This window comes from Bradyrhizobium centrosematis (genome assembly GCF_045571495.1).
GTDB classification, from domain to species: Bacteria; Pseudomonadota; Alphaproteobacteria; order Rhizobiales; family Xanthobacteraceae; genus Bradyrhizobium; species Bradyrhizobium centrosematis.
On the sequence record NZ_CP120703.1, the window covers coordinates 5,396,392 to 5,420,399 of the forward strand.

Genomic DNA, 24,008 nt, shown 5'->3' on the forward strand with positions numbered 1-24,008 from the left:
CCTTGTCGCCACCATGCCATGGGTGGCCTGACGAGACAAATTCGAGCGCTGTCTTAGTTTAGGCCAGCGGATGGTGGCAAGCCGCGAACTGGCCGGGTCCAACCTCGCGCAACTCCGGTATCTCCGCGCTGCATCGCTGATCGGCCCGCGGGCAGCGGGTGCGGAAGCGGCAGCCGGAGGGCGGCGCAATCGGCGATGGCGGCTCGCCCGCCGCCACACTTTCGACGGGACGGATATCCGGATCGGGCACCGGGATCGCCTGCAACAGCAGGTTCGTGTAGGGATGCCGAGGGCTCGCGAACAATTGCTCTGACGGCCCGACCTCGCAGAGCCGGCCGAGATACATCACCGCCACACGGTCGCTGACCGCTTTGACCACCGCAAGGTCATGCGCGATGAACAGCAGCGTCAGCCCGAAGCGCGTCTTCATCTCCTCCAGCAGGTTGAGGATCTGCGCGCGGATCGAGACGTCGAGCGCCGAGACCGGCTCGTCGCAGACGATGAACTCCGGGTTGAGCACCAGCGATCGCGCGATGCAGATGCGCTGGCACTGCCCGCCGGAGAACTCATGCGGCAGGCGGTTCGCCACCAGATCGGGATCGAGCCCGACGGCCGAGAGCACCTCGTGAACCCTGCGCTGGCGCTCGGCGGCATCCTTGACGCCGGCGATGATCAGCGGCTCGGCGACGATGTCGCCGATGCGACGGCGCGGATTGAGCGAGGCGATCGGGTCCTGGAAGATCAGCTGCACGCGACGGCGCATCTTGCGCAGCGCCTCGCCTTCCATCGCGGTGAGATCTTCCCCGTCGAACAGCACACGTCCGGATTTGGCCCGGCGCAATTGCAGCACTGCGCGCCCCAGCGTCGACTTGCCGCAGCCGGATTCACCGACCAGCCCCAGCGTCTCGCCGCGTGCGACCCGAAGGCTGACGCCGGAGACTGCGTGCACGGTCTTGTTGCCGAGGCCATATTCGACGACGAGATTGTCGACGCTCAGGAGCGGCTCGGCACGCGCGGCAAGCTGCATCATGCGCCAACGCCCTCTGTGATCCGGATCGGATGGAAGCAGGCATAGAGATGATCGGGCATCTCGGCGCTCGTCAGTTCGGGCTTGGCTTCATGACAGCGGCCGACCGCATAGCGGCAGCGCGGCGCGAAGGAGCAGCCACGCAGCGGCCGGGTCGGATCGGGCGGACGGCCCGAGATCGCCGGCAGCGGCGTATGCGGCGCGGCATCCAGCTTCGGGATCGCCGCCAGCAGCGCCTCGGTGTAGGGCATATGCATACGCTTGAACAAGGCTTGCGTCGGCGCGCGCTCCACCACCCTGCCGGCATACATCACCGCGACCTCGTCGGCGCGGCCGGCGACGACGCCGAGATCGTGCGTGATGATGATCATCGCCATATGGCGGCGGCGCTGCTCGCGCGCGAGCAGATCGAGGATCTGTGCCTGGATGGTGACGTCGAGCGCGGTGGTCGGCTCGTCCGCGATCAAGAGCTTCGGCTCGCAGGACAGCGCGATCGCAATCGCGATGCGCTGGCGCATGCCGCCGGAACATTGATGCGGATATTGCGCGAGCCGCTGCTCCGGCGCGGGAATGCCGACGGCAGCGAGCAGCTCGATGCTGCGCTTCCGTGCCTCCGGCGCGTCGAGCTCGAGGTGCTCCTGGATCGTCTCCATCAACTGCGTGCCGATGGTGAGCACCGGATTGAGCGAGGTCATGGGGTCCTGGAACACGACTGCGAGGTCCCGTCCGCGCAGGCGCCGCAGGCTTTCAGGCTCGAGCCGCACCAAGTCCTGGCAGTCGAACATCACGCGGCCGGTCAGCTTCGCCTTCTTCGGCAGCAGCTGAAGCACGGCGCGCGACAGCATGGTCTTGCCGCAGCCGGATTCGCCGACGATGCCGAGCGTGCGGCCAGCCGCCAGCGACAGGTCGACATGATCCACCGCGCGCAAATTGCCGCGGGGCGTCGGCAGCTCGACCGCGACATCCGCGATGGTCAAGAGTGGGGCGCTCACAGCGCCCCCTGACGCGGGTCGGTCAGCGCCCGCAAGGTGTCGCCGACCAGGTTGAAGGCCAGCACGGTGAGGAACAGTCCGGCCGCCGGCAGGAACGCCAGCCGCGGCGCGACGTCGAGGCTGTCGCGCCCCTCGCCGATCATGCTGCCCCAGCTCGCCATCGGCGGCGGCACGCCGAGACCGAGGAAGGACAGCGCGCCCTCGACCACGATGGTGACGGCAACGCCGAGCAGGAAGAAGGCCAGCAGCGGCAGGATCACGTTCGGCAACAGCTCGCGCAGCAGGATGCGCGCATGGCTGGCGCCGAGTGCCTCAGCCGCGATCACGAACTCGCGTCGTGCCAGGGTCAGCGTCGCCGCCCGCGCCACGCGCATGAAGGCGGGAATGCCGAGCACGCCCAGGATCAAGGTGAGGTTGGGGACGGACTGTCCGAGATAGGCAGTCACGGCGAGTGCGAAGATCAGCGGCGGAAAGGCGAGCAGCACGTCCATGCTGCCGACCACCAATGTCTCGAAGCGGCCGCGGAAATAGCCGGCGAGCAGGCCAAGCGCGCCACCGACGGTGAGGCCGATCATCGGTGCGACCAGCCCGACTGTCAGCGATGCCCGCGCGCCAAAGATCAGGCGGGCGAGCTCGTCGCGGCCGAGCGCGTCGGTGCCGAGCCAGTGCTCGCCGGAGAACGCCGCACGACGCTCCAGCATGTCCATGTCCACGGGGTTCTGCAGCGGCAGCACCGGCGCGAGGATCGCGAGCGCAAGGATCATCGCAAGCCAGGCGCTCGCGATCCAGAACAGCAGGCCGAGCTTACGCTTGCGGCCGGCCGGCACGGGCACCGCCTCGTCCTGCAGCGAGAGCTCAAGCGTGGCCATGGCGGATCCTGGGGTCGAGCACGGCATAGAGCATGTCGACGATGAAGTTTACGATGACGAAGCCGCAGGCGACCAGCAGCACCACGCCCTGGAGGATGACGAGATCGCGGGTGTAGATCGCCCCGACCAGCAGCCGGCCGATTCCGGGCAGCGCAAAGATCGATTCCACGATCAGCGTGCCGCCGAGCAGGCGGCCGATATTGATGCCAGTCACCGTCACCAGGGTCAGCGAGGACGGCTTCAGCGCATGCACGAACAGGATGCGCGCGGGCTTGAGGCCCTTTGCTTTCGCCAGCGCGATATAGTCCTCCTGCAAGGTCGCGATCATGTCGGAGCGCAGCACCCGCATGATGCCCGGCCATTCCGCCAGCGCCAGCGTCAACGCCGGCAGCACGAAGAACCGCAGATTCGCCAGCGGCTCCTCGGTGAACGGCACATAGCCGGTCGCCGGCAGCCAATGCAGCTCGACCGCGAACAGATAGATCAGGAGGATCGCCACCAGGAAGGACGGCATCGACAGCATTGCGAACGCGCTGCCGGTCATCAGGCGGTCGAAGGCGCCGCCGGCGCGCGCGGCGCAGGCGATCGCGACGGGAACGCCGATCAGGAGCCCGATGAATTCGGCCATCACCATCAGCTGGAGCGAGACCGGAATGCGCTCGGCGACCGCCTGCAGCACGGTCTGGCCGGTGCGGAACGAGCGGCCGAGATCGCCCTGCAGGACGTGGCCGAGCCAGCTCAGGTAACGCCACCACAGCGGCTGATCTAGCCCCATGTCGCGGCGCAGCGCCGCGACATTCTCCGGCGTCGCCTGGTCGCCCAGGATAACGAGAGCGAGATCGCCTGGCAGAAGCGAGGCGATCAGGAATGTCAGCAGCGAGACGGCGAGCAGCACCGGCAGCATGCCGAGCAGTCGGCGAACGAGGAAGTTCAGCATCGCGCCGTCATTCCAGCCAGGTGGTCGAGACGTCGATCACGCCGTTGTAGATCTTCGGGAAGCCCTTCAGCTTGGCGCTCGACAGCGCGTAATAGGTGTTCTGGAAAGTCCAGAACCAGATCGCCTCCTTGTTGATCAGGCGGCTGATGGCGCAGTAATCCTCGGTGCGTTCGCCGAGATCGGGAGTAACGCGCGCGTGGTCCAGCAGCTTGTCGAGCTCGGGGTTTGAGTATCCGGCGAGCGCGAGCGGGCTGCCGCTGCGGAAATTCGCGTACATCTGCGGATCGGGATCGGCGAGATCGACGATGCGCCACGGCGTCATCTGGAACTGACGGGTGAATGCGCGCGACGGAATGGTGGCCTGGTCGACCTGCTCGATCTCCATGTTGGCGCCGACGCGCTTCCAGAATTGCTGAAGCACTTGGCCGACCATGCGGCCGCGCGGCGTCGCGGTCACCAGCATCTTGAACTCGACCGGCTTGCCGTACTCCTTGATTAGCGCCTTGGCCTTCTCGACGTCGAACGGCAGCGCGCCGTCGTCCTTGCACTTGACCCAGGAGCCGTCGCCGTACGGATTGGTCGCGGGGCGGCTCAGGCCGTTGCTGATCGCCTGCGACATCTTCGGACGGTCGAGCGCCATCACCAGCGCCTGGCGCACGCGGACGTCGTCGAACGGCGCGACCTTGGTATTGAAGGCATAGACCGAAGCGCCTGAGCCCTTGTAGGTGTGAACGGTGAGCTTGGGGTCCTTCTGCGCCCTCATGATGTTGTCGGCGTCGGCCTCATCGTCCCAGATGATGTCGGCCTCGCCTGATTGCAGCGAAGCGAAGCGCGACTGCGCGTCGGGGAGCGGCTTCAAGATGATGCGGTCGAGATAAGGTCGGCCCTTGTCCCAGTAGTTCGGGTTCTTCTCCAGCACCATGCGGTCGCCGGCGGTCCAGGATTTCAGGATGTAGGGACCGGTCCCGACGGGATTGCGGTTATAATCGTCGCCCTTCGTCTTCCACGCCGTCGGCGAGTGCACGACATTGTTCTGGCTCTGGATGGTGATCGTCGCCGGCAGGTTCACGCTAGGATCGGTCAGATTGTAGACGATCGTGTATTCATCTGGCGCCAGCACCTCCTTGATGTTGGTGATGTAGAAGGCACAACGGCACTTGTTGGCGGGATCCTTCTGCCGGTCGAAATTCTCCTTGAAGGCCTGCGCATTGAACGGCGTGCCGTCGTGGAATTTCACGCCCTCGCGCAGCTTGAAGGTCCAGGTCTTGTAATCGTCGGAATGCGTCCAGGACACTGCGAGCTTTGGCGCGGCTTCTCCCTTTTCATTCAATATGGTCAGCGTGTCGAAGATGGCGGCGGCAGCGGTGAAGGTCGAGGTGTCGTAGACGCCGACCTTGAGCGGATCGAAGCCGGCGATATCCAGCTCCTGACCGACGGTGATGCTGCCGCCGGACTTCTGTGCCTGCGCTGGCTCGGCAAGCGGAAGGACCGCAAATGCCGCAACAAGGAAAATCGGCGCGTGCTTGCGCGCCGCAGCAGCAATCTTCGTCATGGTTCCTCCCGGGATCCCTCGTCCGATGTTTCGGATCGTTGAATGACTGGGAGGCGAGATTGGCGACAAATGCTCGCGACGGCAAGGGGAACGCACGAGAGATCACATGCCGCGGGTGCGGCGCTATGTTGCTCAGAGCGTCGCGGCCGTTTTGCCTGTCGGAATTGACGCGTCATCACCAAGGCCGATCTCGTCGCGCAGCGCATCGGTGTGCTCGCCGAGTACGGCGATCGTCCTGGCGGGCGTGGTGTCCGCGCCCGACATCCGGAACGGCAGGTTGAGCACCTTGAAGGAGCCGCCCTCGTCCTGCACCTCGGTGAGCGCCTGCCGGTGCGCGAGCTGCGGATCGGCCAGCGCCTCGGCCACGGTGCGATAGGCCGACGCCGGCACGCCGGCCGCGCCGAGCTCAGCGAGACACGCATCGGTCGTGAGCTGCCGCGACCAGGCCTCGACGCCGTCCATGACCTCGGCCCAGTTGTCGCGGCGCGCGGCATAGGTCGAGAAGCGCGGATCGGAGATCCATTCGGCTCGGCCGATCACGCCCATCAATCCCTGGAATGTCTTCTCGCTGGCGACCGTGATCATGACGTAGCCGTTCGCCGTTTCGGTCGGGCCGAACATCGGGCGCGGCGGCGGCTTCACGGCGAATTGCGCGCTCTGCAATTCGGTCAGCGTCAGCGACAGCATCGTTTCCAGCATGGACACGTCGATATGCTGGCCGAGCCCGGTCACGGTCCGCTGATAGAGCGCGGAGGCGATTGCCCCGAAGCCATAGGTACCGGTGACGACGTCGGCGTGATAGATGCCGCAATAATCGGGGCGATTGCGGCCGGGCTGGTAGGCGAGATGCGCCATGTCGTAGCCCGAGGCGGCATGGATCACCGGCGCATAGGCCGGCAGCTCGGCCGAGGGGCCACTCTGGCCGTAGCCGGAGATTGAGCAATAGATCAGCCGCGGGTTGACTGCGCGCAAGCTGTCGTAATCGAGCCGCAGCCGGTGCATGACGCCGGGGCGGAAATTCTCGACCAGGATGTCTGATGTCGCGGCCAGCCGGCGAACCGCCTCCCTGCCGTCCTCGGATTTGAGGTCGAGCACCATGCTCTTCTTGCCGACATTGAGCTGGCCGAACGCGGTGCTGCACCCCTTGCGCAGCGGCGGCCGGGTCCGCATCGTCTCGCCGCCGTCGGACTCGATCTTGATGACCTCGGCCCCCATATCGGCAAGCATCCGCGCGCAATGGGGACCGGCGATCGTGGTCGAAAAATCCAGGACCCGCAGGCCCGCCATGACCTTTGTCAATATCCCCTCATGCTTGTCTGCTAGCTGCATCCGCGAAGTCCCTTGGAACCTTCAATGTTCTCTGTTGTTGGTGCGGCGACCCTAGAGGGCGGCGGCTGAGTAGGAAAGTCTTTACCGAACGGACGCGCCGCGTGGGCGGGCTTGGAATGTGTGGGCAACTGGACCCGTTCTTGCATAGCAGCAGACGGGATCGGAAGAGGGCGGTCGTTCTTGAGGGTCTTGTTCGTCACCACGGAGATGGACGACTTCGTCCGCGTCGGCGGACTTGGCGCCGTTTCCGCGGCCCTGCCCCGAGCCCTTCGCCACTTTGCCGATATCCGGGTCATGCTACCCGGCTATCGCGACATCATCGAGCAACTCACGCATATTCAGATCGTCGGCCGCTGCCCGGCGTTCGCGGAGATGCCGGCCTGCTCGCTCGGCCGGGCCGCGACCAAGGACGGCCTGCCGGTCTACGTGCTGTTGTGCTCGCAACTCTACGACCGGCCCGGCAATCCCTATGGCGACGAGTCCGGGCGCGACTGGCCGGACAACGACATCCGCTTCGCGCGCTTCGCCTCGGCAGCCGCTGAGCTCGCCATGGGCACGCTGGACAAGAATTGGGCAGCAGACCTGATCCATGCCAATGACTGGCAAGCCTCGCTGGTGCCGGCCTATCTCACCTGGCGCGGCGCCAAGCTGCCGTCGATCCTGACCATTCACAACCTCGCCTATCAGGGCCTCTTCCCGAAGGACTCGCTGCGGCGGATCGGCGCACCGGAGAGCTCCTTCCACATCGACGGTGTCGAGTTCTACGACCAGCTCTCCTTCCTCAAGGCGGGCCTCGTCTACGCCTCCCACCTCACCACGGTCAGCGGCACCTATGCGCGGGAGATCACCACGGCCGAGTTCGGCTGCGGCCTGGAGGGCCTGCTCCGCCTGCGCTCAGACGCCGCCGAGCTCACCGGCATCCTCAACGGCATCGACGAGAGCTGGGACCCGCGCTCCTGCGCCCAGCTCGCCCAGCAATTCGGCGCCGGCGACTGGGCCGGCAAGAGGGCCAATGCGGACTACGTCCGCAAGCAGTTCGGCTTGGCAGTCTCGCGCGGCCCGATGTTCGGCATCGTCGCGCGCCTGGTGCACCAGAAGGGCATCGACCTCGTGCTGTCGGCGGCCGACGAGATCGTCGACGCCGGCGGGCAGATCGTGGTCACCGGGTCCGGCGAGCCGGCGCTCGAGCAGGCCCTGATCGACGCCCATCGCCGTCGCCCCGACGCCATCGGCGTTGCGATCGGCTTCAACGACGCCCAGGCGCGGCGCATCTTCGCCGGCAGCGACTTCACCTTGATGCCGTCGCGGTTCGAGCCGTGCGGGCTCAGCCAGATGTACGCCCAGCGCTTCGGCTCGCTGCCAATCGGGCACCAGACCGGCGGCCTTGCCGAGACCATCACCGACGGCGAGACCGGCTTCCTGTTCTCCAAACCCTCGCGCGATTCGTTCCTCGGCGGCGTGCGCCGTGCCTTCTCGGCCTTCATGGCGCAGGACCAGCTCGACACCATGCGCCGTAGCGCCATGGGACGCTCGTTCTCCTGGAGCATCTCGGCCGGCAGCTACAGCGCGCTGTACCGCAGGCTGGCGTCGGCGTGAGGAACGCTGCCATTCCGGGGCGCGCCGCTTGGCGCGAACCCGGAATCCATCGTTCCGCCGGAATGCTGGAAGAAATGGATTCCGGGTTCGCGCTCCGCGCGTCCCGGAATGACAAGCTTCAACAACCTTGGCCTCAAGACCCTATTTCCCTCGCACGTCCATCTGCGAGCGGCCGATCCAGGCCCGGTTGAGGCAGCGCGTCATCCAGTCGGGCTGCGGTTCGCCGCGCAGCCGGGCCTGCGCTTCCTGGTAGGGTCCGACATAGCGCAGCCTGTCGGGTAATCGTGGATAGATGCGCCTGATCCATCGCAGCGCGTTGTCGGCCGCCCTCTCGTCACGCGCATCGAGCCCAAACTCGAACCCGGCGCGCAGCCGCTCCGGCAACATCCGCGCCGTGAGCGCGCGATACCAGCGCGGCGGCCGCAGCCACGGACGTGCGCCGCTGAAGATCTGCGTAGCGATCTCGCGCGCCGCCGGGCTGACGGTCAGCGTCTCCGATTGCGCCATCGCTGCGGTGTAGGCCGTAAAGCCCGACCAGTCCCCCGGCAGGTCGCTTGCCGTCAATCCGAACAAGGCCCCGAACAATCGGCTCTCGGTCCAGTAGCGCTCGCGTTCCTTCGCCGGGATTGGAGAAAGCACCAGATCGTGCGCCATCAGCGCGGATTCGACCAGCGTGGCGTGAACCCAGCGCAGCGAAGGAATGTCGTTGGCGCAGTAGCGCGAGCCTGCCGCAAACGGGCCGATGGTCTCAGGCATCTCTCCGACGATCATGCCATGGCGTCGGTGCAGCTTCCGGGCCGGCAGCAAGGCCTGGTCGAGCGAGCCGAACACCATGGCAAAGACGATGTCGAAGGTGCGGTGGAAACGCCCGATCGGATCGGCAAAGGTCTTGGAATGCTCGGCGATGGCAGCCGCGACCCACGGATGGGCCAGCTGCAGCAACAGCGCGCGGCCGGCACCGAGGAAGATGACGGCCTCGCGGTCGATCCGCCACGTCACCGAGGCCGGGCCGAACACGCCGGCCACCGCTCCGGCCGCGTTGGCGCGGACCTGATCGAGGGCCGCATCAAGATCGTTCGCGGACACCACTTGCGAGGGCCTTTCGACGATGGACCACCGACGATCCGCAAGGCCTGTGGCAATTCGATGATGCGAGAGCAGCTCTACTCCGCTGCCATCGGCATCTCATCCGTATGCTCGTGCAGGACCACTCCGGCGAGTGGATCGAATTCGCCGATCCAGGGCTTGCGCGTCAGGACCGATCGCATGTGAGCGTAACCGGCATGCCAGCGCCGCGTGATCCCCGACGGGCTGAAATCGATATCCTTGGTGTGGGTCTCGCGCTCGAGCTGCGGCGCGAGCAGCCGCACCACATGCATGCGGGTGTGACAGCCGTAGCTCATCAACTCCCTGACCGCGGGGTCGGTGCGCTCGCTCTCCGGAAGCCGCGCCGCGAGCTCGTTGATGACATGGCGCAGGCGATGGGCCTGCTGCTGGCGCGCAATCTGGCTCGAAATTCGGCTGGAATACTGCACGTCCTTGTGCCGGTTCAGCACCTCCGCCATCGTGGTCGGCTCGGCGCCGACGGGATTCCACAAATGCACGGAGAAGATCAGCGAATCCCGTCGTGGATTGTCGTCGAACACCGCTTCCGTCGGCGTGTTCGACAGGATGCCGCCGTCCCAATAGAGTTCGCCGTCGATGCGGACCGCCGGGAACGCCGGCGGCAGCGCCCCCGAAGCCATCACATGCTTCACGGTCAGCTCGCCGTCGCGACTGTCGAAATAGCGCATTTCGCTGGTGCCGACATGAGCGGCGCCGACCGTCAGACGTGGCGCGCAACGATTGGCGAGATCGAAATCGACCAGCTCGCTCAGGGTCTTCTCGAGTGGCGCGGTGGAGTAGTAGCCCGCATTGTCGGCACCGAGCGGATAGGAATCTCCGGCATGCGCCAGCGGATTGGGCCGGAAGAAGCCGGCAATGCCGTGGGTGACGGTCGACCAATAAGCGAGCTTCTCGTTGAAGCCGGGAAACGCGGCGCGCCAGTCCCAGGCCGGCTTCTGCTCCATCCGCTTCCAGAACTCCCTCAGGCGCGCCAGTCGATGCTCCGGCGCGTTGCCGGCGATCAGGCTGGCATTGATGGCGCCGATCGAGGTGCCGATGACCCAATCCGGCTCGATGCCGGCCTCGTGCAGGGCCTGATAGACGCCGGCCTGATAGGAGCCGAGCGCGCCGCCGCCCTGGAGCACGAGAACGACCTGACCCGGCAGGTCGTGACCCTTGCCCCGTGTGTTGTCCTGTGTGCCGTTCATGTCACGCTCCTGCGTTGGTCGAATATTCGACTTGCTGCGCTGGCCCATGTCAATGCGCGGTCCAGCCGCCGTCGACCGGAAGCGCGATGCCGGTGATCGAAGCCGCCGCATCCGTCGACAGGAACACCGTCAGCGCGCCGAGCTCCTCGACCGTGGCAAAACGCTTGTTCGGCTGCTGCGCGAGCAGCACCTCACGGATCACCTGATCGCGGGAGATGCCGTGGGCCTTGGCCTGTCCATCGATCTGCGCTTCGACCAGCGGCGTAGAGACGTAGCCGGGACAGACCGCGTTGCAGGTGATGCCCTGCTCCGCGGTCTCCAGCGCCGTGACCTTGGTCAGACCGACGATGCCGTGCTTGGCGGCGACATAGGCCGCCTTGAAAGGCGAGCCGACCAGACCGTGCGCGGAGGCGACGTTGATGATCCGGCCAAAACCGTTCTGGCGCATCGCCGACAGCGCGAGCCGCGTGGTGTGGAAGGCCGAGGTCAGGTTGATCGCGAGGATCTGGTCCCATTTGTCGACCGGGAACTGGTCGAGCGGCGCCACATGCTGGATGCCGGCGTTGTTGACGAGGATATCGAGCCGCCCGGACTGGGCGATGGTCGCCGCAATCATCTCGGCAATCGACTTCGGCCTCGTCATGTCGGCCGGCGAGTAGCTCGCCTTGACGCCGAACTCGGCGGCGATCTGCTCGCGTGTCCGGCCGATCTCGCTGGCGACGCCGAGGCCGTTCAGTACGACATCGGCGCCGGCCGCCGCCAGCGCACGTGCGATGCCGAGACCGATACCGCTGGTCGAGCCCGTGATGAGCGCGACCTTGCCGGCCAGCGCGCGTGACGAAGCGGACGTCTGCGTCTTGATGGGGATATTCATGATCCGGACCTGTTCTGGGCGCGATACCGCGCCGTGGCTGCAGCGAAATCTGCGGGATCATCCTGTTTCACGGAAATGCCGGTTGGCTTCCGACTCCATACGCCCGCGCTATCGCGGGCGGGATGTCATTTCCCGCGCCGATCGGCTAGGTTTGAGGCCGATCTTGCTGGGAGCCGAACCATGGAAATGCACCAGGTCCGCTATTTCCTCGCGGTGGCGCAGTTGCTCAATTTCACGCGCGCGGCGGAGGAGTGCAACGTCACGCAGCCCTCCCTGACGCGCGCGATCAAGCAGCTCGAGGCCGAGCTCGGCGGCGACCTGTTTCGCCGCGAGCGGCCGGCGGCGCAACTGACCGAGCTCGGCCAGCGCATGCATCCGCTGTTGAAGCAGTGCTACGATGCCGCCATCGGCGCGCGTTCGCTCGCCTCCTCGTTCAAGAGCGGAGAGATCGGCGCGCTGCGCATCGCGCTGACGCATTCGATCGACCTGGCGCTGCTGATTCCCCACCTCAACGAGATCAGGCGGCAGTTCAACCGGCTCGAGCTGCGCTTCCTGCGCGGGACGAGCCGCGAGGTCGGCGATTTCCTCAAGAAGGGCGAAGCCGAGCTCGGCATCGCCGCCGAGATCGACGAGGCCTGGGATCGGCTCGACGCCTGGCCGCTGTTCACCGAGACGTTCGATCTCGTCGTCAGCAGGGAGCACCGGCTCGCCGGGCATGATACGATCGAGCCGGACGATTTGCGCGCCGAGCAATTGCTCGGCCGGAATTATTGCGAGCATTCCAGGCGCATCTCCGCCAGCCTGCGCGAGCACGGCATCGACGTGGATCACGGCCACGAGATCTCGAGCGAACGCGATCTGATCGAACTGGTGGAGGCAGATATCGGCGTTGCCATGATGCCCCACACCTCGCTGGTCCCGGAGAGCCTGAAACGCGCCGCCGTCACTGGGCTCGACGCCCGCCGCACCGTCAGCCTCTACGGCGTGGCAGGTCGGCAGCGAACGGCGGTCGCCAACGCCGTCATGCGCATGCTGCGCGGCGCCGACTGGCGGGAGATTGCGGGGTAGACGGAGATTCGCGCTTCCTTTCCGCTCTCCTCTTGCGAGGTGGCAAAGGAAGAAAGCGCGCAATGCGCTGCTCAGTTCTCCCGGCTCGCGCTCTCCAGCGCTGCGAGCAGGTCATCGATCTCCATGCGCTTGCGGAAATCGGGGTCGACGAAGCGCGCTTTCACGATGCCGTCGCGGCCGACCACGAACACGGCCGGGATCGGCAGCATCCAGCCGTCATTGCCGTGGAATTTCGCCATGTCCTGATAGGATAACAGGCTCTGGATCTCGGCGCCGAGCCAGATCGCGAGATTGAGCGACAGCGCATAGCCGTTGTCGAGGTCGGTCAGGATCGGAAACGGCGCGCCGGATTCGGCCTTGAGCCGTCCGGTGTATTCCTGCGTCTCCGGCATGACCGCAACGATCTGCGCGCCCATGGCCTCGATGCGGTCGAGCGCCTGGACCACGGCGCGGACATTGAGCCGGCAATAGGGACACCAATGGCCGCGGAAGAACATCACCGCGACCGGACCGCGCTCGAGCAGCGAAGGCAGCGTAACGAGACGCCCGCCCTCGTCCGGCAGCATGAACGGCGGCATCGCATCGCCCGGCCGCGGCGCGGACTCGCCGCCGCCATTGCCGCCCAATCTCGCCACCAGGCGATCGACGGCCTCGCCATAGGCCGGAAAGACGGCACGGCTGGCATCGGCATAGGCGCGGAGCTGCTCGTTCAACGTGCCGTCCATGTCGCGGCAGCGCTGGAAGGCAAGCTTGAGCCGCTCGGCGTCGGCAGGTGAGAGAGACGTCATCTTCCGCTCCGGCCTTGGAAGGGGGAATAGTAGTTTTTCGCTCCGGCCGCCCGCAAGGGGCGGCCATTAGGCGAAGGTCTCTTCAGTTCACGTAGAAATTGCCGGTCGGATCGAGCCGGCCGGGCGTGTAGTAGAGCGAGCCGTTGTTCATGAAGAAGACGGTATTGTCGGGCACCTTCTTGGCGTTCTTCATCATCGCCTCGTGGTTCTTCTCGGCCGGGGCCATCGCCATCGCCGACATCTTGCCGGGTCCGCCATAGACATAGGCCATGCCGGCCTTGAAGTCCCATGTGGCCTCCGAGAAGGCCGAGGTGGCGATGATAGCAAACGCAGCGGTGAAAATCAGGGTCTTGGACACTCTCGTCATGACATGCTCCTCCGGATCGACGCGAACGCCCGCCAATCGGGCGCCCTGTCATCGGACGCCGAATGCCCCAAAAGCGGAAATGCCGTTGCCCAATCGGATCGATAGCCGCCGCGCATCGACATAGCGCGCCGCTATCGCAACGAGAGCAAGCTGGCATTTCAGGCGGGACGCGATCTCGTCAAAGCTGGCCTCACCGCCGGCGACCAGCGGGGTTGCGGCCAACACAGGAGACCTCCCATGTCCAAGAGCCATGCCTTGTCGCGTCTGATCTGGCCGGGCCTTGCTATCGTCGGCGCGTTGACACTCTCGGCGCAGCCGGTCGTTGCCGGCGAATGCCCGGCCGGCAAGATCAAGCCGAACGCCCAGCAGATGGTCGACTACAAGCCGGTCGGGGTCACCGACGTCACGCTTGGTGCGATCGACCTCGGCAAGCAGCCGGCCCATATCGAGGGGCGCGAGCTGCGCTTCCGCAAGCTGACTATCGCGCCCGGCGGCATCGTGCCCTGGCACAGCCATGACGACCGCCCCGCGCTGATCTTCGTGCAGCAGGGCGAGATCGTAGAATACGCCTCGAACTGCGTCGATCCGATCGTGCACAAGGCCGGCGACATCCGTCCCGAGGTCTACGGCACCTCGCATTGGTGGAAGAACCTCGGCAAGGAGACCGTCATTCTCTATGTCGGCGACGTCCGCAAGGACCCCAACGACCACCACATGTAATTCGCTGCAGCCATCCTTCGAGACGCCCGCTTTTGAGGAGACCGCGAAGCGGTCGTCTCGAAGGACGAGGCGCGCGCTCGGGACTGACAAAGCGCCAGGTGCGACAGCCCTACGTCATTCCGGGTCGCGAAGCCGCACCCGGAATGACATCCGGCATGAGGAGACGCAACGATATGACCGACCTCTCCGCGCCCATCAAACCGTCCGCGATGCCGATGGAGGCGCACGCGCCGGGTCTGGCGCTGCGCTCGCTCGTGATCGGCCTCACCGCATTCCTGACCGTCGTCGATCTTTTCGCGACGCAGGCGATCCTGCCCTCGCTGACGCGGCACTACGGCGTCACGCCCGCAGCGATGGGCTTTGCCGTCAACGCCAGCACCTTCGGCATGGCGGCAGCCAGCCTCGTCGTCGGCATCTTCAGCCCGCACATCAACCGGCGAACCGGCATCCTGCTCAGCCTGGCTCTGCTGGCAATCCCCACCAGCCTGCTGGCCTCGGCGCCGAACCTCGCCGTCTTCACCGCCTTGCGGGTCGCACAGGGCCTGTGCATGGCCTCCGCCTTCGCGCTCACCCTCGCCTATCTCGGCGAGCAATGCAGCGCGATGGACGCCGGCACCGCCTTCGCCGCCTACATCACCGGCAATGTCGCGAGCAATCTCGTCGGGCGGCTGATGTCGGCGGCGATCGCCGACGGACTCGGCCTCGCCTGGAATTTCTATCTGTTCGCCGCGCTCAATCTTTCCGGCGCCGTGCTGGTCCATTTCACGATTCGACGGTTGCCGCCCATGCATGCGATGACGCCGGCGGCTTCGCCGCTCGCCGCCACCATCGCGCATTGGCGCAATCCAAATCTGCGGGCGGTCTTCGGCATCGGCTTCTGCATCCTGTTCGCCTTCATCGGCACCTTCACCTTCGTCAATTTCGTGCTGGTGCGGCCGCCGCTGGCGCTCGGCATGATGGATCTGGGCCTCGTCTATTTCGTCTTCCTGCCGTCGGTGGTCACGACGCTTCTGGCCGGCCGGGTGGCGTCAAGGCTCGGAACACGTCCGACGATCTGGGGCGCGCTCGCGATTGCCGGGCTGGGCCTCCCTTTGATGCTGCGGCCGCATCTGAGCGAAGTCCTCACCGGTATGGTTCTGGTCGGCGTCGGCACATTCTTCGCGCAGGCCGCCGCCACCGGCTTCGTCGGACAGGCGGCTGCCGACAACCGCGGCATCGCCAGCGGGACCTATCTTGCGTGCTATTTCTGCGGCGGGCTGGTCGGCACGGCCGTGCTCGGGCGCCTGTTCGATGCTTTCGGGTGGCAGGCATGCGTGCTCGGCGTAGGCGCGGCTCTCATCGCGGCAGCCCTGCTCACCTTTGCGCTAAAGCGCGATGAGATTTAGATGAATCATCATCCCGCTTTGTGCATGATGTTTCCGGAAAACCGCTTGGCACTTTTTTCGGATCAGGCTTTAGCGCTTGGCCGGGGCTTCCTGCGGCGGCTCGTCGTCGGCAATGGCGCGCCAGGCGGCCCCGTCGAGGTCGTCGTACTGGCCGCTTCTAAGCGACCACAGGAAGGCGACGAGACCGGCGCCGCCGAGCATCAGCGCCAGCGGGACCAGGATGACCAGGATCTCCATCACACGATCTCCCGCGAGGCGCTGCGCGCGCGCAGCGAATTCAGCATCACCAGGATCGAGGACCCGCTCATGGCCGCCGCCGCGATCAAGGGCGTCACGACGCCGCTGATCGCAACCGGCACGGCGAGAACGTTGTAGCCGATCGCGAGCCAGAGGTTCTGCCGCATCAGATGCAGCGCCTTGCGCGAGGCGTCGATGGCGGCAACCACCGGCGCCAGCGGCCGGCCGAGGAAGACGAGATCGGCGGTGGCCTGGCTAAGATGGGCGGCCGAGATCGGCGACATCGAGACATGGGCCGCAGCGAGCGAAGGCGCATCGTTCATGCCGTCGCCGACCATCAGCACCCTGGCGCCGCGCCGCTTCAGCTCCTCGATCCGCTCGATCTTGTCGGCCGGCGTGACGCCGGCGCGCCATTCTGGGATGTCAAGCGCCTGGGCCGCGGCCTTCACCGCCGGCTCGCGATCGCCGGAGAGAATCTCGATGCCGATGTTGCGCGCCTTCAGCGCCGCGATCACCGCCTTGGCATCGGGTCGCAGGCCCTGGCGGACCGAGAGGATGAACCTTTCGCTACCCTTGCTGAACGCGACGATGGAGGCTTCGGGATCGACCATGGCGCTGCCGATCAGCGCCTCTGCATCGCAGAAGGAGGGGCGGCCGAGGCGAAGCTCGACGCCGTCCACGGTCGCCCGGACGCCCTGTCCGGCTTCCTCGACGGCACCAACGATCGGCGATCTGGCGCCGGCGGCCTGCGCGATTGCGGCCGCGACCGGATGATGGCTCGACAGCGCCAGCCGGCCGGCGAGTTCGAAGATGTCGGCGGGAATGTCGGCGGCATTCATCACTTCGAGATCGGGCAGCGTCAGCGTGCCGGTCTTGTCGAAGATGACATGGTCGGCCTCGGCCAGCCGCTCGATGGCGTCGCCCGCATTGAGCAGCACACCTGCCTTGAACATCGCGCCGGAGGCGACCGTCTGCACGGTCGGAATCGCCAACCCCAGCGCGCAGGGGCAGGTGATGATCAGCACGGCAACACCCGTCATAATTGCATCGTGCCAGGACGCGCCGACGATGACCCAGCCGAAGATGGTCAAAAGCGCGGTCGCGTGCACCACCGGCGCATACAGCCGCGAGGCGCGGTCGGCGAGGCGCATGTAGCGCGAGCGGGCCTGCAGCGCGTTGTCGAGCAGCCGCGTGATCTCGGCGAGCAACGTCGCCTCGGATGCGGCCGAAACCCGCACCCGCAGCGTGCCGGAGATGTTCATCGACCCCGCATAGACCGGCGTGCCCTGCTCGGCCGTGACATAAAGCGTTTCGCCGGTGATCAGGCTCTGGTCGATCTCCGAACGCCCCTCGATCACGGTGCCGTCGACGGCGCAACGCTCGCCGGGCCTGAGCAGAACGATGTCGCCGGGATGGATCGCCGCCACCGGCACCTGCGAGATTTCATCGGGACCGACGAACTTCGCGGCCGTCTCCGCCTTCAGCGCCGCGAGATTGCCGGCGACCGCGCGGGTCCGCCGCCGCATGTTCTGGTCGAGGAAGCGGCCGACCAGGAGGAAGGTCAGCAGCATGATCGCCGCATCGAAATAGGCGTGCTCGGCGTGATGAATGGTCTCGACCACGGACATGCCGAGCGCCAGGATCACGCCGATCGAGATCGGCACGTCCATGTTGGTCGTCTTCGCCGACAGCGCGCGCCAGGCCGAGCGGAAGAACGGCTGGCCGGCATAGGCCGCCGCCGGCAGCGCGATCAGCGCCGACAGCCAGTGGAAGAAGTCGCGCTGCTCGGGCAGCATGTCGGAGACGTTGCCCGACCACACCGGGATCGACAGCATCATCACGTTCATGGTGGCGAAGGCCGCGACGCCGAGGCAGCGCAGCAGGAAGCGCGACTCGGCGACCTCCGCCACCTCCGCGCTCTCGGTCTCGAACGGATAGGCCTTGTAGCCGAGCTCTTCGAGCCGATCGATGAACCGGCTTGGGTCGAGCGTGCCCGCCTTCCATTCCAACGCGACGCGGCGGTCGGTGAGGTTGACGCGCGCCAGCGTGACGTCGGGGATGGCGGACAGGCCACGTTCGATCTTGGCCATGCAGCCGGCGCAGTGAACGCCTTCCACTGCGAGATCGATGTGCTGGACGCCCTCGCCCGCCTCGCGAACATAATGGGAGAAATCGCGCGTGACCTGCATGGCAAGACCCTTCAGTTCAGGATCACGCGGTTGCGCGACAGGAACACGCGCGTTCCTCGCGCCTCGCCTTCGATCACCAGGTCCCACTGGCCCGGCGCGACGGAGGCGGCACCGCCGCGATAGAGGCCGATGCCGGCTTCGGTGAGCTCGACGGCGAGATCGGCGCGCTTGTCGGTCGGCCGCTCCAGCCGTCCGCCGAATTTGAGCCCGGCGATCGGCTGGCCGCCAGCATCGCGGGCCTCGACCTGGACCACGGCGCCGCCGTCGTTGCGACGCTCGATATGGGCGTTGACCTTCCATTTGCGCGCGGCCTGGTCCTGCGCCGCCGAGATCTCGCGGTCGTAGGTCAAGCCGGCAGCATAGGGGCTGTCGACGTCGGTGCCGGGCAGCGTCGCGATGGCGAGCTTCATCATGGTGATGTTGACGCCGATCACGAGGCCGAAGAAGGCCACCAGCATCAGGAGGACCTTGGTTCCGGTCAGCGGCTTGGATGACATGATGGTCTCCTGGATTTACGGCGCGACGAAGTTGTCGGTGGCGCTCGCGGCGACGCCCAGCCCGATATCCATGACGTGGAAGCGGACCGGAATCGACTTTTCCGGATTGTTCTCGGCCGGCGCCGTGACGAGCAGCCGCAGCTCGCTGGTGGAGTCGCGCGGAATCACGATGATGGGCCGGTCCGGCGTCACCGAATCGACGCCGACGACGTGCATCGTGGGATTGACCGGCCCCTCGACGTCGATGGCGATGGCGCGGTCGTAGCCGCTCTTATTCAGGAGCCGCACCGTGTAGGCATTGCGGATCGAGCCGTCGCTGAGCTTGATCGCGACCGGATTGCGGTCGTGCAGCACGTTGACGTCGAGCAGGCTGCGTGTCGCCAGCGTATAGACCATGAAGCCGCCGACCGCTGCGATGATCGCGCTGTAGACGATGGTGCGGGCCCGGACGATGCGATAGATCGGCGCCTTGCCTTCCTGACGACGATGGATGTTGATGTCGTTGTCGTAACCGATCAGCCGCTTCGGCCGGCCGATCTTGGCCATCACGTTGTCGCAGGCATCGATGCAGAGGCCGCACTGGATGCATTCCATCTGCGGTCCGTTGCGGATGTCGATGCCGGTCGGGCAGACCGCGACGCACTGGTAGCAATCGACGCAATCGCCGACCTGCTGACCGAGCGCGCGCAGCTCGGCGGCCTTCTTGACCGAAGTGCGCTTCTCGCCGCGGTCGTAGCGATAGGTGACGTTCAGCGCCCATTCGTCGGTGAGCGCGGCCTGGATGCGCGGCCAGGGGCACATATAGGTGCAGACCTGCTCGCGCATGTAGCCGGCGAGCAGATAGGTCGAGGCGGTGAGAATGCCGATCCAGATATAGGCGATCATCGGGCCCTGGAAGGTGACGAGCTCCTTCACCAGGGTCGGCGCGTCGTTGAAGTAGAGCACCCAGGCGCCGCCGGTCCACCAGGCGATCATCAGCCAGATCGAATGCTTGAGCACGATCTCGGAGATCCGCTCGAGCTTCAAGGGATCGGACGATTTGTCCTTCTTCATCCGCTCGCGCCGGTCACCCTCGATCAGGCGCTCGACGGCATAGAACAGGTCGGTCCACACCGTCTGCGGGCAGAGATAGCCGCACCAGATGCGGCCGCCGACCGAGTTCATCAGGAACAGCGCCACCGCGGCCACGATCAACAGGCCGGTGAAGTAGTAGACCTCCTGCGGCCACAGCTCGATGAAGAAGAAGTAGAAGCGGCTGTTGGGCAGATCGATCAGCACCGCCTGGCTGGGAGCGCCGAGGCCGCGGTTCCAACGTACGAACGGCAGGAAGTAGTAGACGCCGAGGCAGAACGCCATCAGCGCCCATTTGATCCGGCGAAACGTGCCGGAGACGCTTTGAGGGTAGACTTTCTTACGGGCCGCATAGAGCGGCCCGACGTCGTCCGCAGGCTTCAGTTCGTTCGGGTTGACGGTCTTGTTCATCGCCTAGAGCTTCTCGAAGAGGTGCGATTAAACCTAGACCCGACATCGCCGCGTCAGTTGATCCAGCTCAAACGGGGGCACTTTTGTGCGCCCCCGCCTGAACCTTTGAGCCGCGGATCCCGCTACTTTCCACCGCCCAGCGAGTGGACGTAGACCGCCATCGCCTTGATGGTGGCGGGATCGAGCCGCCCTTCCCAGGCCGGCATCACGCCGGCGCGGCCCTGGCTGATGGTCTCGATCAGGGTCGCCTCGTCGGAGCCGTAGAGCCAGATCTTGTCGGTCAGGTTCGGGGCGCCCATCTCCTGGTTGCCCTTGCCGCCGTCGCCATGGCAGGCGACGCAGTTTTCCGCAAAGATCTTCGCGCCCTTGGCGGAATCGAAGCCGTTGCGGGTCGACAGGCCCGACAGCGACCGCACGTAATTGGCGACCGTGACGATCTCGTCCGGCTTCAGCACGCCGTCCTTGCCGAAGGCGAGCATCTGGCCCTCATGCGTCTTGGCATGACCGGAACGCGCGCCGAACTGGATGGTCTGCATGATCTGGTCGAGCGTGCCGCCCCACAGCCAGTCGTCGTCGTTCAGGTTCGGGAAGCCCTTGGCGCCGGCACCGCCGGAGCCGTGGCACGGCGCACAATTGTCGCCGAACACGGTCTTGCCCTTGGCGCGGGCGAGCGCCAGCAAGGCCGGGTCCTTCTCGATGTCGGCGAGCGAGGCCGCACCCAGCGCCGCCATCTTGTCACCGCGGATCTTCTCGAGGTTGGCGAGCTCGACCGCGACGTCGGCGCGCGAGGAATAGCCGAACACGCCGGTGGTATTGCTGGCGATCAGCGGCCATGCCGGATAGACGATCCAGTAGCCGATCGCCCAGACGATGGTGAGGTAAAAGGTGATCACCCACCAGCGTGGCAGCGGCGTGTTGAGCTCCTTGATGCCGTCCCACTCGTGCCCGGTCGTGGACTTGCCGGAGACGGAATCGATGTCGCTATGATGGTCGGTCATGGTGTCTCACTCCTCCCGCAACGGCAGGTGCGCTGCTTCATCGAAAGCAGCCTTGTTACGGGGCCAAAAAGCGTAGGCGATGATCGCGAGAAAGATCGCGACGAACGCCGGCGTCCAGATCGTCGTCACGAGCTCGGACGCTAGATTATGGACTGTCAGGATAGCTTTCATCGTTCATGCCTTCTCAGCGAAGATTGGCTTTCTCGTTGTAGATCTTGAAGTCGACCAGCGTGCCGAGCATCTGCAGATACGCGATCAGTGCGTCCATCTCGGTCGGCGTTCCGGCCTTGCCGTCGAAATTGCGCACGACGGCCTTGGCGTAGCGCTTGTTGAAGGAGTCGGTGCCGGCATTCTCCGGATCGGCCTGGGCCTTCAGATCGGCGCCAGCATTGGCGATCTGGTCGTCCGTGTAGGGCACACCGACGGTCCGCAGCGTGCGCATGTGGTCGGCGATCGCGTCCGGATCGACCTCGTTCCGGCTGAGGAACGGATAGCCCGGCATCACCGACTGCGGCACGATCGCGCGCGGGTTGGTCAGATGGGTCACGTGCCAGTCGTCGGAATATTTGGCGCCGACGCGGGCGAGGTCCGGACCGGTGCGCTTGGAGCCCCACTGGAACGGATGATCGAACATGCTCTCCGCGGCGAGCGAGAAGTGACCGTAGCGCTCGACCTCGTCGCGCAGCGGCCGGATCATCTGCGAATGGCAGAGATAGCAGCCCTCACGGACGTAGACGTTGCGCCCCGCCAGCTCCAGCGGCGTATAGGGTCTCACCCCGTCGACCTTCTCGATCGTGCTCTTGAGGTAGAACAACGGGGTGATTTCGACGAGACCGCCGATCGCGATCACCAGCAGGATGCCGACGATCAGGATGATCGAGTTCTTTTCGAAGACTTGGTGGCGTGTCCAGAACGACATTGCTTTAGCTCCTCATTCCGCCGGCTGAAGAGCGACGGGCATCTGGGCTTCCTGTTCGCCGACGCGAACCGTCATCCAGAGATTGTAGGCCATGATCAGCGAGCCGATCAGGAACAGGCCGCCGCCGGCTGCGCGGATGATGTAGAAGGGATGCATCGCCTCGACGGTCTCGATGAAGGAATATTCGAGGAAGCCGAGGGAGGTGTAGGCGCGCCACATCAGGCCCTGCAGGATGCCGGACACCCACATCGCCGAGATGTAGAGAACGATGCCGAGCGTGGCGATCCAGAAGTGCCAGTTGACGAGCTTCAGGCTGTAGAGGCCCTTGCGGTTCCAGGCCCACGGCACCAGGCAGTAGAGCGCGCCGAAGGAGACGAAGCCGACCCAGCCGAGCGCGCCGGAATGCACGTGGCCGATGGTCCAGTCGGTGTAGTGGCTGAGCGAGTTGACCACCTTGATCGACATCATCGGGCCTTCGAAGGTCGACATGCCGTAGAAGGCGACGGAGACCACGAGCATGCGCAGCACGGGGTCAGTGCGCAGCTTGTCCCAGGCACCCGACAGCGTCATCAGACCATTGATCATGCCGCCCCAGGAGGGCATCCACAGCATGATCGAGAAGGTCATGCCGAGCGTCTGCGTCCAATCCGGCAGCGCCGTGTAGTGCAGATGATGCGGGCCGGCCCAGATATAGAGGAAGATCAGCGCCCAGAAGTGGATGATCGACAGCCGGTAGGAATAGATCGGCCGCTCGGCGCGCTTCGGGATGAAGTAGTACATGATGGCGAGGAAGCCGGCGGTCAGGAAGAAGCCGACCGCGTTGTGGCCGTACCACCATTGGAACATGGCGTCCTGGATGCCGCCCCAGGCGATGTAGGACTTCGAGCCGAACACGGAGACGGGCAGCGCGGGGTTGTTGCCGAGATGCAGCACCGCGATCGTCACCATGAAAGCGAGATAGAACCAGTTCGCGACGAAGATGTGAGGTTCCTTGCGCTTGATGACGGTGACAAGGAAGACCAGCAGATAAACGACCCAGACGATGGTCAGCCAGAGATCCGAGTACCATTCGGGCTCGGCATATTCCTTGCCTTGCGTGACGCCAAGCAGATAGCCGGTGCCGGCGATCAGAATGAAGAAATTGTAGCCGATGACGACGAACCACGGCGCAAGGTCACCGGCGAGGCGCGCGCGGCAGGACTTCTGCACCACGTAGAAGGAGGTTGCGATCAGCACGTTGCCGCCGAAGGCGAAGATCACCGCCGAAGTGTGCAGCGGTCGCAGGCGGCCGAAGCTGGTCCAGGGCAGGTCGAAATTCAACGCCGGCCAGGCCAGCTGCGAGGCGATGATCAGGCCGACGAGGAAGCCGGCAATGCCCCAGAACATCGCCATGAACGCGGAGAACTTGATCGGGCCCATATTGTAGTTCGGGCGGCCGTTGATCTCCTGCGGCGGCAGCGCCGCCGGGCGGTCAAGGTAGCGGTTGACGATGACGAACACCGCAGCCAGGCTCGCCGCCGCGCTGAGCGCGGCATGGAAGGCGAAGGGCGCATCGAGCGCCTTGGCCGAAGCGATCACGCAGAAGAAGGCGGTGACTGCGAACACGACAGCCAAGCCGCTTTCACCGATGGTCATGGATTTGGAAATGGAGGGCTGGCTCATGCGGATTCTCTCTGAAAGAACACAGCTCCAGAAACCACATCCACCCTCACCGGGAATTGATTTCAATCAAGAGCGACACTTAAGTTCTTCGGAGTCGGCGGCGATCGTGCTGGTTCCTTCAAAATCTCGACGCTCGCAGGCCGCCCCGGCGTGACGCGCCAATGGGAGCAGCCTCCGTACAATCACGGAGGCGACAATGGACTCGTTC

The 24,008-nt window shown here is 65.5% G+C and carries 23 protein-coding genes; 4 read left to right on the forward strand and 19 right to left on the reverse strand.

The features are described from left to right. Nucleotides 1-58 precede the first annotated feature (58 nt). The 6 genes from P6U31_RS25770 to P6U31_RS25795 form a co-directional block, all read right to left on the reverse strand. Nucleotides 59-1,030 carry an ABC transporter ATP-binding protein gene (locus P6U31_RS25770; protein ID WP_407184566.1) on the reverse strand — a complete coding sequence of 324 codons (972 nt, stop codon included), beginning with the start codon at nucleotides 1,028-1,030 and terminating at the stop codon, nucleotides 59-61. After that, nucleotides 1,027-2,019 (reverse strand): ABC transporter ATP-binding protein, encoded by a 993-nt coding sequence (locus tag P6U31_RS25775; RefSeq protein ID WP_407184567.1) that lies wholly within the window; start codon nucleotides 2,017-2,019, stop codon nucleotides 1,027-1,029. The genes P6U31_RS25770 and P6U31_RS25775 overlap by 4 nt, the downstream gene beginning before the upstream one ends. Further along, on the reverse strand, nucleotides 2,016-2,888 hold the full coding sequence (locus P6U31_RS25780; protein WP_407184568.1) for an ABC transporter permease: 873 nt from the start codon (nucleotides 2,886-2,888) through the stop codon (nucleotides 2,016-2,018). Before P6U31_RS25780 ends, P6U31_RS25775 begins: the two co-directional genes overlap by 4 nt. Further along, the gene (locus P6U31_RS25785; protein WP_407184569.1) at nucleotides 2,875-3,825 is read right to left on the reverse strand and encodes an ABC transporter permease; all 951 of its coding nucleotides are present in this window, start codon (nucleotides 3,823-3,825) and stop codon (nucleotides 2,875-2,877) included. The genes P6U31_RS25780 and P6U31_RS25785 overlap by 14 nt, the downstream gene beginning before the upstream one ends. A 7-nt stretch (nucleotides 3,826-3,832) precedes the next feature. Next, nucleotides 3,833-5,377 (reverse strand): ABC transporter substrate-binding protein, encoded by a 1,545-nt coding sequence (locus tag P6U31_RS25790; RefSeq protein WP_407184570.1) that lies wholly within the window; start codon nucleotides 5,375-5,377, stop codon nucleotides 3,833-3,835. 132 nt (nucleotides 5,378-5,509) lie between these two features. Further along, entirely contained in the window at nucleotides 5,510-6,706 is a 1,197-nt protein-coding gene (locus P6U31_RS25795; RefSeq protein ID WP_407184571.1) for a CaiB/BaiF CoA transferase family protein, read from the reverse strand. Between the two features lie 180 nt (nucleotides 6,707-6,886). Here P6U31_RS25795 and glgA point away from each other — a divergent pair, with 180 nt between their 5' ends. Continuing rightward, nucleotides 6,887-8,302, forward strand: a complete 1,416-nt coding sequence (gene glgA / locus P6U31_RS25800) for a glycogen synthase GlgA (protein WP_407184572.1) — start codon at nucleotides 6,887-6,889, stop codon at nucleotides 8,300-8,302. Nucleotides 8,303-8,443: 141 nt separating this feature from the next. Here the strand turns inward: glgA and P6U31_RS25805 are convergent, their stop codons facing one another. The 3 genes from P6U31_RS25805 to P6U31_RS25815 form a co-directional block, all read right to left on the reverse strand. Further along, nucleotides 8,444-9,391, reverse strand: coding sequence for an oxygenase MpaB family protein (locus P6U31_RS25805; RefSeq protein ID WP_407184573.1), 948 nt, complete (start codon nucleotides 9,389-9,391; stop codon nucleotides 8,444-8,446). 74 nt (nucleotides 9,392-9,465) lie between these two features. Further along, a complete protein-coding gene (locus P6U31_RS25810; protein ID WP_407184574.1) occupies nucleotides 9,466-10,614 on the reverse strand; it encodes a DUF3734 domain-containing protein in 1,149 nt (382 codons plus the stop codon). A gap of 49 nt (nucleotides 10,615-10,663) precedes the next feature. Further along, entirely contained in the window at nucleotides 10,664-11,488 is an 825-nt protein-coding gene (locus P6U31_RS25815) for a 3-hydroxybutyrate dehydrogenase (protein ID WP_407184575.1), read from the reverse strand. A gap of 180 nt (nucleotides 11,489-11,668) precedes the next feature. Here P6U31_RS25815 and P6U31_RS25820 point away from each other — a divergent pair, with 180 nt between their 5' ends. Then, nucleotides 11,669-12,556: a LysR family transcriptional regulator gene (locus P6U31_RS25820; protein ID WP_407184576.1), complete on the forward strand. Its 888-nt coding sequence runs from the start codon at nucleotides 11,669-11,671 to the stop codon at nucleotides 12,554-12,556. Between the two features lie 71 nt (nucleotides 12,557-12,627). Here P6U31_RS25820 and P6U31_RS25825 read toward each other — a convergent pair whose 3' ends face one another. Then, nucleotides 12,628-13,344 carry a peroxiredoxin-like family protein gene (locus P6U31_RS25825; RefSeq protein ID WP_407184577.1) on the reverse strand — a complete coding sequence of 239 codons (717 nt, stop codon included), beginning with the start codon at nucleotides 13,342-13,344 and terminating at the stop codon, nucleotides 12,628-12,630. Between the two features lie 82 nt (nucleotides 13,345-13,426). After that, nucleotides 13,427-13,711 (reverse strand): hypothetical protein, encoded by a 285-nt coding sequence (locus P6U31_RS25830; protein ID WP_407184578.1) that lies wholly within the window; start codon nucleotides 13,709-13,711, stop codon nucleotides 13,427-13,429. 237 nt (nucleotides 13,712-13,948) lie between these two features. Between P6U31_RS25830 and P6U31_RS25835 the strand changes: the two genes are divergently transcribed. Together P6U31_RS25835 and P6U31_RS25840 are read left to right on the forward strand one after the other, a co-directional pair. After that, entirely contained in the window at nucleotides 13,949-14,431 is a 483-nt protein-coding gene (locus P6U31_RS25835; RefSeq protein WP_407184579.1) for a cupin domain-containing protein, read from the forward strand. Nucleotides 14,432-14,604: 173 nt separating this feature from the next. Beyond that, complete coding sequence (locus tag P6U31_RS25840; protein WP_407184580.1) at nucleotides 14,605-15,816, forward strand: MFS transporter; 1,212 nt, start codon at nucleotides 14,605-14,607, stop codon at nucleotides 15,814-15,816. A 69-nt stretch (nucleotides 15,817-15,885) separates the two neighbouring features. Here the strand turns inward: P6U31_RS25840 and ccoS are convergent, their stop codons facing one another. The 8 genes from ccoS to ccoN all read right to left on the reverse strand — a co-directional run bounded on the left by ccoS (nucleotide 15,886) and on the right by ccoN (nucleotide 23,800). After that, complete coding sequence (gene ccoS, locus P6U31_RS25845; RefSeq protein WP_008550618.1) at nucleotides 15,886-16,053, reverse strand: cbb3-type cytochrome oxidase assembly protein CcoS; 168 nt, start codon at nucleotides 16,051-16,053, stop codon at nucleotides 15,886-15,888. Beyond that, entirely contained in the window at nucleotides 16,053-18,242 is a 2,190-nt protein-coding gene (locus P6U31_RS25850) for a cation-translocating P-type ATPase (RefSeq protein ID WP_407184581.1), read from the reverse strand. Before P6U31_RS25850 ends, ccoS begins: the two co-directional genes overlap by 1 nt. Nucleotides 18,243-18,253: 11 nt before the next feature. Beyond that, a complete protein-coding gene (locus tag P6U31_RS25855) occupies nucleotides 18,254-18,739 on the reverse strand; it encodes a FixH family protein (RefSeq protein ID WP_407184582.1) in 486 nt (161 codons plus the stop codon). A 15-nt stretch (nucleotides 18,740-18,754) separates the two neighbouring features. Next, nucleotides 18,755-20,221, reverse strand: coding sequence for a cytochrome c oxidase accessory protein CcoG (ccoG, locus tag P6U31_RS25860; protein WP_407184583.1), 1,467 nt, complete (start codon nucleotides 20,219-20,221; stop codon nucleotides 18,755-18,757). A gap of 122 nt (nucleotides 20,222-20,343) precedes the next feature. Further along, nucleotides 20,344-21,219: a cytochrome-c oxidase, cbb3-type subunit III gene (ccoP, locus tag P6U31_RS25865; RefSeq protein ID WP_407184584.1), complete on the reverse strand. Its 876-nt coding sequence runs from the start codon at nucleotides 21,217-21,219 to the stop codon at nucleotides 20,344-20,346. 6 nt (nucleotides 21,220-21,225) lie between these two features. Continuing rightward, entirely contained in the window at nucleotides 21,226-21,390 is a 165-nt protein-coding gene (locus P6U31_RS25870) for a cbb3-type cytochrome c oxidase subunit 3 (protein WP_128924382.1), read from the reverse strand. Between the two features lie 13 nt (nucleotides 21,391-21,403). Beyond that, entirely contained in the window at nucleotides 21,404-22,138 is a 735-nt protein-coding gene (gene ccoO, locus P6U31_RS25875; protein ID WP_407184585.1) for a cytochrome-c oxidase, cbb3-type subunit II, read from the reverse strand. 12 nt (nucleotides 22,139-22,150) lie between these two features. After that, entirely contained in the window at nucleotides 22,151-23,800 is a 1,650-nt protein-coding gene (gene ccoN, locus P6U31_RS25880; RefSeq protein WP_407184586.1) for a cytochrome-c oxidase, cbb3-type subunit I, read from the reverse strand. Nucleotides 23,801-24,008: the final 208 nt, after the last annotated feature.